The sequence below is a fragment of the Clostridium sp. SGI.024 genome, assembly GCF_050315195.1.
GTDB lineage: Bacteria > Bacillota > Clostridia > Clostridiales > Clostridiaceae > Clostridium.
The window spans coordinates 1-12,202 of the sequence record NZ_JBNPON010000032.1 but is presented as its reverse complement, the minus strand read 5'-3'; the positions used below and the strand labels follow the sequence as shown (position 1 = coordinate 12,202).

Genomic DNA, 12,202 nt, shown 5'->3' with positions numbered 1-12,202 from the left:
GCTAAGTGAAAAAAAGTAAATTTATAGCGAGGTGATTACTTATGTATGACAAGACAACTAGTGTTAATTTTAAAAGATATGGAACTATTTATGATGAAGCTAAAGATATGAGTAATGGAAAGTTAATAAAAAAGCAAATTGTAACTGGTGACAAGGTTGTATCTAGTTTATATAATTTTTTAGAACCAGCATATATAGAAGTAGTTGATGGAATGGCATCTATACTTATAAGTGATTCAAGCAATGGGGATTTTAAGTTGTTTGCAATTCATAGAAATTTAGAAATTAAGCCTAATATGTACTTTAATATTATTTCAATGACAGATAAAACTACATTCAACCTTATAATACCATCAATATATAATCTTAAACTTGAATTTTTAAATCCACCATATGTTTATAATAGAATATTACCTACAATAAACATTCCTGAAATAATAGCTTATTATTATACAATAAAAAGTCCAGACTATAGATTCAAGGGGGAGAAGCATAATATATATGAGTTAACATTTGTTGATAATGGAACTTTAGAGACAACAATTGATGACCAAAAATATATATTAAATTCATCAGATTTGATTATTTATGGAAAAAATCAATTTCATACACAAGCTGTAAATAATGACTCCTCTTGTTCATATTTAACAATTATGTTTGATATGGAATGTGACGATGATAGTTTAGTATGTAATAAAGTTTTTCACTGTAGAAAAGAATTGTACAAGGCTGTAAGAACATTTGCAAAAAATATATCAAGTACAATACCATATTCTGAAAATATAATTTTATGTAATTTTCATGAAATTATAATTAGATTATTTCAATATGATTATCTAGGAGGAGATGATAGTAAATTACCTACAGAAGTACAACAGCATTTCCAAGATGAAATACTAGAAGGAATTGTTAAATATATTGATGATATGATTTGTTCTCCAATTAGTGTAGAAGAGCTTTGTAATAAATTTTCACTTTCTAGATCCTCTTTGCAAACTTTATTTAAAAATAACTTAAATACTTCACCAAAGAAATATATTAATGATTTAAAGTTAGCTAAAAGTAAGCAATTAATTAAAGAAAATAAATATACAATTAGTGAAATAGCTTTTATGTTGGGATTTAATTCTATACATTATTTTTCTAGAGCTTTCACACAACATTATGAAATAAGACCTAGTGAGTATGCACAAACTGTATTTAAAAAATAATTTGAGCTGTTATAAAACAGCTCAAATTAGAAATTTAAAATATAGAATTATTCATTGTGCGTTACCGCATTACAGAATATTTTGTATTGAATATCTTGAAATAGTTATAACTACATTTTTAGAAACTTCAACTTCAACTGTTTCTTTTCCTACAGAAACTATTTTTCCATAAATTCCACCACAAAACATTATTTTCGCTCCAGGCTTTAAGTCTAAGTGAATATCTTTTAATTCAGAAGTTCTTTTTCTTATATTTCTTGCAGATATAAATATTAGTATTAGAGCAATTATTCCAGCTAAAACTGCAATAGTAATGCATGTCCATACAACTACTTCCCAATTTATCATATTAAATACCATCCTCACATTCAATATCTTCATGAGCTATAAATTCGAATTTTACAACTCCGTTTTTACCTACTTCAATAGATGATTCAGTTAAAGAATATAAGTCTTCTATAAAATCCCTACTCATAGATATTTCTAAGATCATAGGAAGATTTGCACCAGCTACTACTTCCATAGGTTTTTCTATTTCTGTCTTTATTTCAACTAAAGTTTTAAATGGAGAACCTCCAGCTAAGTCACTAAGAGCTAAAATACCTTCACAATGGTTTAAATTTTTTAAAGCAATATAATATTTTTCTTTTAATGTTTCTATTGTATCATTTTCTTCAAAATCAACATATTCTACATTGCTAGGTTCTCCAGCAATTAAATTTAAAGATGTATGCAATCCAGATGCAAAATGTCCATGACCACTAATTATTAATCCAATCATACCAATACTCTCCTATAAAAACATAATTTTTTTAATTATTAAATTTACTTACAAGTGTAAGGATATAGTGTTACACCCTTAACAACACGGTTCACCTCTCCTGATGGACAAGGATTATCAGGTGTTAATCCCATTGATAAAGATTTTAGAACTGATAAAGTTTGAGCAAATGTGATATAAGCTAAACCTAACTCAACATTATTTAAATTATGATTAATATTATAAGCATATATGTAATCACATAAAGATTCTAATTCAGTATTAGGCTTATTAGTAACTACAACTAGTTTATTTCCTTTTCTTTGTGAACTAATTTCTTTTATTAAATCAAGTTCATATTTATAAGTATATTCATCATCACTAACATATACAACTGTTAAAGTTGAATCATTTATTATTGATTTTGGGCCATGTCTAAAGCCTAAAGGAGTGTCAAAGTTTGTAACTGTTTTACCAGCTGTTAATTCTAGCATCTTTAAAGATGACTCTTGAGATATTCCCTTTAAAATATTACTTCCTAAATATACTATTCTTTCAAAATTGTATTCAGTAACTATTTTATTTACAACTTCGAAACCGTTATCTAAGAAGTTTTGAGTTGCAGTAGCAATATCATTAATTAATTCTGATTTTTCTTCTAGTTTATCAAGGTTAAAGCAAAGATATGCAGCTAAATACATATTACTAAAGCTTGAAGTCATAGCAAAAGATTGGTCATGAGTTTCTTCAGTAAGATTTATAGCATAGCAGTTTTTAACTTCCTTTGACATTTTAGAAAGTTGACCGTCTTTATTGCAAGTAATAAATAAGTTGTATAAGTTATTAGATACAACGCTAGCAGCTTCTACAGCTCCTATAGATTCAGGTGAATTACCAGAACGACCAAAACTTATTAATAATGTAGGTTTATTTTTTGATATATACGCTTCAGGAGTAGCAACTATATCAGTTGTTCCATAAGATTTAACCTTATAATTTAATTCTTTGTTTAAGTAAGCATATAAAGCGTTACCGACAAACTCACTAGTACCTGCACCAGTAAATATTACATCATAATCATCACACTTTATAACTTGATTAATAAACTCTTGGATAGAATCTTTATTTTCTATTATTTGAGCTAATGTTTTTAACCATGTTTTAGGTTGTTGATATATTTCTTTTAATGTAAATATGGCTGAATTTTTATTCATTTCATTTTCATCAATGTTAAAAATTTTCATGTGAATATCCCCCATTTTCTTAAGAATTATATAATTTATTGCATATAATTCTAATTATAATAAAGAGTAATTTAAATTCAATGGAAGTGCTAAAAGATATAATATGTATGTTAAAAAGTGCAAATATTAGAGAATTGAACTTATGTATAATTAATTTATGATAAATAAAAAAGTGGACAAGGAGGTATAGCATGTTAATACAAAGTAAAAAAGTTTGGATTGCAGATCAATTTATTCCAGCACAAATAGAAATAGATGATAATAAAATAGTTAATATTTATACCTATAATGAAAAAGAAGTGAATTATGATTACGGAAGTAAAAGAATTGTTCCAGGATTTATTGATATTCATTGCCATGGAGCATATGGATTCGATACTAATGACGCAAATGAAATTGGATTAAGGAATTGGACAAAGAAAATAGTAAATGAAGGAGTAACTTCAATATTAGCAACTACTATAACTCAAAGTAGAGAAGTTCTTACAAATGCTTTAGCTAATGTTGCTAAGGTAGTTGAAGAAGGTTATGAGGGAGCAGAAATTTTAGGAATTCATTTTGAAGGGCCTTATCTAGATATGGAGTATAAGGGGGCTCAACCAAAGGAATATATCGTTAAGCCTACTATTAAAGAGTTTCAACATTATCAAAAAGCAGCAGGAGGATTAATAAAATATGTAACTTTAGCAACTGAGACAGATGAAGACTACTCTCTTACTGAATACTTATTTAATAATGGAATAGTAGTTAGTATAGGTCATTCTGCGGCCACATATGAAGAAGCTATATTTGCTTTTGCTCATGGTGCTAGATCTCAAACTCACGTTTATAATGGAATGACTCCATTTAATCACAGAAAAAATGGACTAGTAGGAGCTGCATTAAGAATTAAGGGAATGTATGGAGAAATAATTTGTGATGGTAATCACTCAACCACTATGGCACTATATAACTTCTTTAATTCTAAAGGACCAGACTATGGAATTATGATTACAGATGCTTTAATGGCTAAGGGATATGAGCCAGGCTCAAGATTCACTTTTGGAGGAAATGAAATAGAAATATATGAAGATGGCAGTGCGCATTTAGTAGAAACGAAAGGATTAGCTGGTTCAACTTTAAGGATGAATGAAGGGCTTAGAATATTAGTAGAAGAAGCTATGGTTCCATTTAACTATGCTATAAATTCTTGTACTATTAATCCTGCTAAATGCTTAGGGCTTGACAAGCGAAAGGGAAGAATAGGAGTAGGCTATGACAGTGATTTAGTAGTTCTTAATGATGATTATTCAGTACATCAAACATATTGTTTAGGAAAGGCGATGTTGTAGTGAAAAAAGATGTTCCAAGTTTATCAGGAAATAACATATATTTAGATATGTATGGCGATACAGTTTATTATAACGTTTTTGATAAAAATGGTTATATTGTATCTAAGCAAATTGAGCAGAAGTTTAGGCTATTTTATTATAGATACTCTATCATATGTATAGTAGTTATATTATTAGCAGATTACTTTCATACATGGCAAAATACATTGCTAGTTGGAATAGGGGCTTTACTTTTAGTAGAGGTATATTTTAGGCTTTTCTTTTTAAAAAAGTTAAAGGTAATTAAGAACTTTAAAAGAGAAAGGAAAACTTCAATATTAGAAAGCACAATTAAAAGTAAAGAAAAAGAAAAAACAATGATGAAGGCATGTGCTTATTCACTTTTAAGTATTCTTATTATTATAAATGCAATACAACAAAACTTAAATTTAATATTTTTAATATTAAGTGCAATTATAGGATTATATAGTTTTTATATTAGTATTATTAATATTATTGCTTTTAGTAAAATGAAAAAACAATAAATTACTATTTAAATAAAGAGAGTTTAGAAGGAGAAGTACTATGGAATTAATGACTACAAAACAAATATTAAAAAAGGCTCAAGAGGAACATTATGCAGTAGGAGCATTTAATGTTGAAAATATGGAGATGGTAATGGCAGTAATCAGTGCAGCAGAGGAAATGAACGCACCTGTAATTATGCAAACTACCCCATCTACAGTTAGCTATGCAGGACTTGATTATTTCTTAGCTAATGTAAAGGTAGCAGCTAGTAGAGCTAATGTACCTGTAGCAATACATTTAGATCATGGGTCAAGCTTTGAATTAGCATCTCAAGCTTTTAGAACAGGATATACTTCAATTATGATTGATGGATCACATGGAGATTTTGAAAGCAATGTAAAATTATCAAAATCAGTTGTAGATATGTGTAAATCTTCAGGTATTGCTGTTGAAGCAGAGCTTGGAAAGGTTGGAGGAAAAGAAGACGATTTAGATGGTGGGGATGGAGATATATATACAGATCCATTAGAAGCTAAGGAGTTTGTTGAAAGAACAGGAGTTGATTCATTAGCAATTGCCATAGGAACAGCTCATGGTATGTATAAAGGAGAACCTAAATTAGATTTAGATAGATTATCAGCAATAAGAGAAGTTGTATCAGTTCCATTAGTATTACATGGTGGTTCAGGAATTCCTGATTCTAAGGTTCAAGAAGCTATTAGAAGAGGTATATGCAAAGTTAATTATGCTACAGAACTAAGAATTGCTTATACAGATGGAATAAAAAAATATCTTTCAGAAAATCCAGATGCAATAGATCCTAAAAAGTATAATAAAGCAGGATTTGACGAAGTTAAGAAGTTTGTAAAGGAAAAAATGAGAGTTTGTGGATGTGAAAACAAAGCTTAAAAATATATAAATAGATAGTTTTTAATTAGTTGCTAAAGGTAGTTAAAATTTAGGTTAAATTTTAACTACCTTTTTAGTTACTTAGAATAGATTTTAATCTAATTTTAATCTTTTTTATATCTTAGATTAATTTTATAAAAGTATTATATAACCATAATAAAGAAAAAATTAATTATGGGGTGAAGTAAAATGGAAAGAAATGAAATGATTGAAATCTTAATGGGAAAAGCAAATATAAGTCGTATAGAAGCAGAAGAAGCACTTGAAAAGTCTGATTGGGATCTTTTAGATGCTATTTTCTACTTAGAGAAAATGGGTAAGTTTGAAGATAGAAATACGACAATTATTGAAGTGAAAGAAAAGGATAATGAAAGAAAAGAGAACCAGAAGAAAGAAGACAAGAGTGGCGGTGTTGGAGAAATTGTTGGAAGAATATTTAAATTTATAGGTAAGATGATTAAAAAGGGAAATGAAAATTACTTTGAAATCAGAAAAGAAAATGAAAAACCTATAAAAGTATCATTAACAATATCAGCACTTTTATTAGTACTATTCTTTTGGGCAGTTGCTATATTATTAGTAGTTGGATTATTCTGTGGATATAGATACTCAATGTCTGGTCCAAATATGAATTGTAACGGAGTAAATGATGTTTTAGAAAAAGTCTCAGAATCAGCAGATAATATTAAAAAAGACTTTAAAGAAGGATATGAAAAGTAATATATAGTGTTAATGAAGAGAGTTTGAATATTTCAAAGTCTCTTCATTTTTTATAATTTTTTCTCTTAAGATTTAAAAGTAACTTATGTAATTTTATTAAGGTATTAGAGATGGGGGTTAGAGTAAGAAAAATCAAATAGGTGAAGCAATATACAAATGATTAAGCTAAATGATATAATTTATATATATTGGAAAAATAAAGAATTTATTTATACCATAGATAAGGAGGATTATTTATGGAGGATATTAAGCTTATAGAAAAATTAAGAGATAAAGCAAATATAAGTTATGAAGAAGCAAAAGAAGTCTTAGAAAAAAATAATTGGGACATTCTAGATGCTATTATATACCTAGAGAAAAAAGGAAAAATAAAAGGACCTTCAGTAGAAACTTTTTATACTAATGAAAGTAAGGATGCTTATATTAATAATCAGAATATAGCTATATATAATAAAGGGGGAGAAAAGAGGAGTTCAAGAAATACTAATGGGTTTGAAGGGATATTCGAAGCTGTATGCAGGGTAATAGATACATGCAACAATATTTTCCTGGAAATAGCTAAAGATGGAAAAATGTTTTTGAAGATTCCTTTTACAGTATTAATATTACTTTTAATGTTTACATTTTGGATAGTAATACCACTAGTTATAGTTGGACTTTTCTTTGATATAGAGTTTTCTGTAGCTTCGAAGAGGGTTAATACTGATAAGGCAAATAAGATATTTAAAGAAATATCATTAGTAGTTAAAAAAATAAAGGAAGAAATTAAGAAGGGGTTTAATCATGGTTAAGATTTTAATAGTTGAGGATGAAGAGAAAATTGCTAGATTTATAGAACTAGAATTAGTTCATGAGGGCTATGAAATAGTAAAAACTAATAATGGTAGAACAGGTCTTGAAATAGCAGAAAAGGGTGAAATAGATTTAGTTATTCTTGATATAATGCTCCCAGAACTTAATGGGTTAGAGGTTTTAAGAAGATTAAGAAGGACTTCTGATATTCCTGTGATTATGCTTACAGCAAGGGATGCAGTTATGGATAAGGTTTCAGGGCTTGATGCAGGGGCTGATGATTATATAACAAAGCCTTTTGCTATAGAGGAACTGCTTGCAAGAATAAGAGTAGCACTAAAAAAGAGAGTAGTAACAGCAAAAAAAGATACGGATATAATTAAATGTGGTCTATTATCCTTAGATAGAATGAGACATAAAGTTAAGTATGGAAATGAAGAAATAGAATTAACTAATAGGGAATTCACCTTGCTTCAAATATTAATGGAAAATAAAAATATAGTATTAAATAGGGATGTTCTTATGGAAAAAGTATGTGGTTATGACTATATGGGAGAAACTAATTTAATAGATGTGTATATAAGATATTTAAGAACAAAAATAGATGATAGATTTAAGGTTAAGATTATATCTACAATTCGTGGAGTAGGATACGTTATAAAAGATGAGTAATAAAAGTAAAGTTAAAAATATTACATCTATTGCTATAAAGCTTAATTCTATTTCCGTAAGAGAATTATTCTTTAAATTCCTTTTTCTTGATATATGTATAATAGCCATATTAATTGGCTTCTGGTGTATTGAAGGGGAAATACAGTTTTATGGTGAGTTTGTGAAGAGTGCACAAAGAACTATTAACTTTTATCCTATAGAAACTGCAAATTATAAAGTAGCCTGGGATGATGGTAAAACTTTAGTTAAGGAAGCTAGCGAATTTCTTTATAATATTATAAAGTTAATTAAAATTATAGGAATTATTGAAGGAATACTTTTGTTAGAGGAATTAATTTTTGGTACTGCAAGAATTAGAAAAATATTAAAACCTCTTAATGAAATAGCAGAAGCAGCAAATAGACTCAGTGATATGGCTTTTGATGAAGAAAAATTTCATAACCTTGAAGATGCTATATCTAAAATTAGTCCTGTAGCTTCAGATGAAAGATTTCATATTGGAGATAATGAGCTTCAGGGATTAGAAGAAGCTATAAATAATTTGCTAGATAGAATGAGAGACTCCTATAGGCAACAGGCAAGATTTGTTTCAGATGCTTCCCATGAACTTAGAACTCCTATATCTGTAATTCAAGGATATGCTAATATGCTAGATCGTTGGGGAAAAGAAGATGAAAGTGTTCTAGATGAATCTATTAAAGCTATAAAAAGTGAATCAGAAAATATGAAAAAACTGGTAGAACAACTTTTATTTTTAGCTAGAGGAATAAATGGTAAAACCCAGCTTCAAATAACAGAGTTTTCACTTAATGATATGATGACAGAAGTATTTGAAGAATCTAAGATGATAGATAAAAATCACTTATATAAATATATTGAAAAAGAAAAAGCTACAGTTTATGGAGATATAGGCCTACTCAAGCAGACAGCAAGGATATTAATTGATAATGCTGCAAAGTACACTGATGAAGGCGAATGTATAATTCTAAAAACAGGAATAAGTAGTAAAGAGGAACCCTATTTTTCTGTTCAAGATAACGGAATTGGAATGGATGAAGATGATGTTACTCATATTTTTGAACGTTTCTTTAGAGCTGATACAGCAAGAGTTAGAAAAAATGGTGGTACTGGTCTTGGACTATCAATAGCAAAATGGATTATTGACAATCATAAAGGATATTTCTCTGTATTAAGCAGAAAAGATATAGGAACTAGAATAACAGTATTTTTACCTAAGAAATTATAAGAGCCGTAATTGTATTTAAGTGTATTATATGCAAATAAATAAAAATGAGGGAGAGAATCTATGAATGAAGTATTTAAACAAATACCACTATACAGATTTATAATGCATTGTAATGAAACAAAAATGGAAAAAACAATATTAGATTGTGGTGCAGGAGGAGATTGTCCACCATTAAGCTTATTTGTGGAATATGGATATTTAACTTATGGAATTGAATTTAATTCTAAACAATTAGAAGAGGCTAATAAATATGCAAATAGAAAAGGTCAAAACTTAAATATAGAAAAGGGAGATATGAGAAAATTAAGATTTGATGATGAATCATTTAGTTTTGTTTACTCATATAACTCTGTATTTCATATGACAAAGAAAGATGTTTCAAAATCTATTGATGAAATGAAAAGAGTATTAAAGAAAAATGGATTACTATTTGTAAATTTCCTTACTACAAGTGATTTCCGTTGTGGTGAAGGGATAGATATTGGTAATAATCAATATGAGCAAATGGAGGATGATATTCCAGTAATACATTCATATTTTGAAGAATGTGAAGTGGAAAAATATTTTGAGGACATGGGAATATTATATAAGGAAAATAGAGTATTAGAAAGAATCTTTGAAGGGAAAAAAATTAGGCAAGGATTTGTTGATTATATTTTAAAGAAGATATAAAAATAAGCAGTTAATTTTTTGAATAAAATATAAAATACCGAGAAAGTAGTTGATATGAGCTTTCTCGGTAATATTTTTATTTTGGTGATAAGTTTTTATCAATATGTGGTACTGTTTTTGTGTAACGATTAATGAGATATTCCATCAAATTCAAGGAGTTTCCAAAGAAGTAATTTAATTTCTGATTTTCATGATCTCTACCAGAGGATCCACATTATTATATTAATTCTTTGATTCTAATTGTAAATTAACTGTCTTAGTTTCTCCATTTCTAATTATCTCAATACTAACTATATCTCCTTCTTTTTTAGTATCTCTAATCTCTTTAAGCTCATTAAAAGTAGTAATTCTTTGACCATCAAACTTAACTATTAAGTCTCCACTTTGTAATCCTGCTTTTTCTGCTGGAGAAAATTCTGTTACTTGAACTATATATAGACCTTCATCCATATTGTATTGTTTTCCAAGCTCTGAATTAATTTCTCTTACTGATATACCTAAATTTAATATAGGTTTAGATAATGAGTCAATTCTATCTTTAATACTGTTTATTGGAATTGAGAATCCTATTCCTTCTATTGTATCAGAAGCTAGCTTCATATTATTAATTCCAACAACTTCACCTTTTGTATTAACTAAAGGACCTCCACTATTACCTGGATTTATTGCAGTATCTGTTTGGATTAAGTTTAATTCCACTCCAGAGCTTGTTTTAACTGTTCTATTTGTTGCACTTACAATTCCTGCAGTAACGGTTTGACCAAATTCTTTAGATAAAGGGCTACCAATTGCTATAACTTGTTCTCCTGGCTTTAAAGCATCTGAATTTCCTAATTCAACTACTGCTGGAACTTTAATATTATCATCACTTATTTTTAACATAGCCACATCTTGATTTTCATCATAATTAACAACTTTTGCATTAGCATCTGTACCATCAGATAAAGTTACAACTACTTCCTTAGCACCTTTAATTACATGATAATTAGTCAAAATATAACCTTCTTCATTTATTATAAAACCTGATCCAATTCCACTTGTTTCTTTAGGGATAATGCCACTATAATCAATAACACCACTAACTGATACAATAGCTACTGCTGGAGCTACCTTTTCAAAAGCTTCACTAGCTGATAATGCTTCAGAATCCGTGCTAAAGATTTGAGGATTGGCAATTACAGTTCTATTAGATAATTCATTAAGCTGTTTTTTCATTACATAATAAATACTTCCACCACCTACAGCACCACCTAATAGTCCTATTATAAGTACTATAGCAATAGCTTTAAATAAACCATTTTTTCCTTTAATACTATCATTATTTTCTTTATCTAATGAGTCATTATTATTTGTATCATCAGAAGTAATTGTATCTTCACAAGCAATTGTATTATCAGAAGTAATTGTATCCTCACAACTATCTACATCTTCAACTGCTGTATTTTCATCTTCAACTACTGTATTTTCATTTTCATGAGCATCTAAAATTTCATCATCAGTATTTAAACTTTCATGATTATTTTCTGCTGTACTATTGATATCTACATCTTTATTATTTTTTATATTATTTTCATTATTAATATTGTTTTCCATATTTTAACCTCCCCAAATATAGTAATAATTTATCTTTACAATTATTACTATATAATTTATTTGTGACAATAATATGACATTTATACCAAAGTTAAGCTTTTTTTATTTTTATACACTATTTCTTGCATTTTTATCTAACAAATAAATCTGCTATTTCTTTAGGTCTTTTTATGATTTTTCTGCATTATGTCGTAGAGCTGTATAAAGTCTTATATTTGCCTTGGAACTGTTTCTAATGTCGCTTCTCCTTTTAACTATGCTTGAGTAGTTATTGTTATTGGAGTTAATACATATTATAAAGACCCTGAGAGAGAAGTTAATTAAAAAAAGTATAGATGAATTTTCAAACTAAATTTTGAATTGTTCAGTATATTATTGCTAAATTCATAACTCATTTTAAATTGCATTTCCATAAATGTTTCACCTATGATTAAAAGTAAATAATCATGCATTTATATACATGGATAGCTATTACAAAAAAATAATTATTATATTTATTATATAAAATTAAAAAAATGAGATATATTATAAATACATCTCATTTT

13 protein-coding genes are annotated in these 12,202 nt (G+C 28.0%); 9 read left to right on the top strand and 4 right to left on the bottom strand.

The features are described 5' to 3' along the window. Nucleotides 1-41: 41 nt before the first annotated feature. Complete coding sequence (locus tag ACQRD5_RS10140; RefSeq protein ID WP_291627452.1) at nucleotides 42-1,211, top strand: helix-turn-helix transcriptional regulator; 1,170 nt, start codon at nucleotides 42-44, stop codon at nucleotides 1,209-1,211. Nucleotides 1,212-1,280: 69 nt separating this feature from the next. On the opposite strand, the gene yajC is transcribed toward ACQRD5_RS10140, so the two are convergent. From yajC to ACQRD5_RS10125, 3 genes are read right to left on the bottom strand one after another with little or no spacing between them, the layout of a single operon-like run. Beyond that, the gene (yajC, locus tag ACQRD5_RS10135; protein WP_291627454.1) at nucleotides 1,281-1,559 is read right to left on the bottom strand and encodes a preprotein translocase subunit YajC; all 279 of its coding nucleotides are present in this window, start codon (nucleotides 1,557-1,559) and stop codon (nucleotides 1,281-1,283) included. 1 nt (nucleotide 1,560) lies between these two features. Next, the gene (gene agaF, locus ACQRD5_RS10130; RefSeq protein ID WP_291627456.1) at nucleotides 1,561-1,992 is read right to left on the bottom strand and encodes a PTS galactosamine/N-acetylgalactosamine transporter subunit IIA; all 432 of its coding nucleotides are present in this window, start codon (nucleotides 1,990-1,992) and stop codon (nucleotides 1,561-1,563) included. A 44-nt stretch (nucleotides 1,993-2,036) separates the two neighbouring features. Beyond that, nucleotides 2,037-3,215: an SIS domain-containing protein gene (locus ACQRD5_RS10125; RefSeq protein WP_291627458.1), complete on the bottom strand. Its 1,179-nt coding sequence runs from the start codon at nucleotides 3,213-3,215 to the stop codon at nucleotides 2,037-2,039. Between the two features lie 191 nt (nucleotides 3,216-3,406). On the opposite strand from ACQRD5_RS10125, the gene nagA reads away from it, so the two are divergent. The 8 genes from nagA to ACQRD5_RS10085 all read left to right on the top strand — a co-directional run bounded on the left by nagA (nucleotide 3,407) and on the right by ACQRD5_RS10085 (nucleotide 10,064). Then, on the top strand, nucleotides 3,407-4,546 hold the full coding sequence (nagA, locus tag ACQRD5_RS10120; RefSeq protein WP_291627460.1) for an N-acetylglucosamine-6-phosphate deacetylase: 1,140 nt from the start codon (nucleotides 3,407-3,409) through the stop codon (nucleotides 4,544-4,546). Next, nucleotides 4,546-5,070 (top strand): hypothetical protein, encoded by a 525-nt coding sequence (locus ACQRD5_RS10115; protein WP_291627462.1) that lies wholly within the window; start codon nucleotides 4,546-4,548, stop codon nucleotides 5,068-5,070. The genes nagA and ACQRD5_RS10115 overlap by 1 nt, the downstream gene beginning before the upstream one ends. Before the next feature lie 40 nt (nucleotides 5,071-5,110). Then, entirely contained in the window at nucleotides 5,111-5,962 is an 852-nt protein-coding gene (gene fba / locus ACQRD5_RS10110; RefSeq protein ID WP_291627464.1) for a class II fructose-1,6-bisphosphate aldolase, read from the top strand. A 189-nt stretch (nucleotides 5,963-6,151) separates the two neighbouring features. After that, the gene (locus ACQRD5_RS10105) at nucleotides 6,152-6,682 is read left to right on the top strand and encodes a DUF4342 domain-containing protein (RefSeq protein WP_291627466.1); all 531 of its coding nucleotides are present in this window, start codon (nucleotides 6,152-6,154) and stop codon (nucleotides 6,680-6,682) included. A 236-nt stretch (nucleotides 6,683-6,918) separates the two neighbouring features. Then, nucleotides 6,919-7,473 (top strand): ubiquitin, encoded by a 555-nt coding sequence (locus ACQRD5_RS10100; RefSeq protein ID WP_291627468.1) that lies wholly within the window; start codon nucleotides 6,919-6,921, stop codon nucleotides 7,471-7,473. Then, the gene (locus ACQRD5_RS10095; protein ID WP_294167024.1) at nucleotides 7,466-8,146 is read left to right on the top strand and encodes a response regulator transcription factor; all 681 of its coding nucleotides are present in this window, start codon (nucleotides 7,466-7,468) and stop codon (nucleotides 8,144-8,146) included. The genes ACQRD5_RS10100 and ACQRD5_RS10095 overlap by 8 nt, the downstream gene beginning before the upstream one ends. Continuing rightward, nucleotides 8,139-9,392 carry a sensor histidine kinase gene (locus tag ACQRD5_RS10090; RefSeq protein WP_291627472.1) on the top strand — a complete coding sequence of 418 codons (1,254 nt, stop codon included), beginning with the start codon at nucleotides 8,139-8,141 and terminating at the stop codon, nucleotides 9,390-9,392. The genes ACQRD5_RS10095 and ACQRD5_RS10090 overlap by 8 nt, the downstream gene beginning before the upstream one ends. Before the next feature lie 60 nt (nucleotides 9,393-9,452). Further along, a complete protein-coding gene (locus tag ACQRD5_RS10085) occupies nucleotides 9,453-10,064 on the top strand; it encodes a methyltransferase domain-containing protein (RefSeq protein ID WP_291632135.1) in 612 nt (203 codons plus the stop codon). A gap of 222 nt (nucleotides 10,065-10,286) precedes the next feature. Here ACQRD5_RS10085 and ACQRD5_RS10080 read toward each other — a convergent pair whose 3' ends face one another. Then, nucleotides 10,287-11,657, bottom strand: a complete 1,371-nt coding sequence (locus ACQRD5_RS10080) for a S1C family serine protease (RefSeq protein WP_291632136.1) — start codon at nucleotides 11,655-11,657, stop codon at nucleotides 10,287-10,289. Nucleotides 11,658-12,202 lie beyond the last annotated feature (545 nt).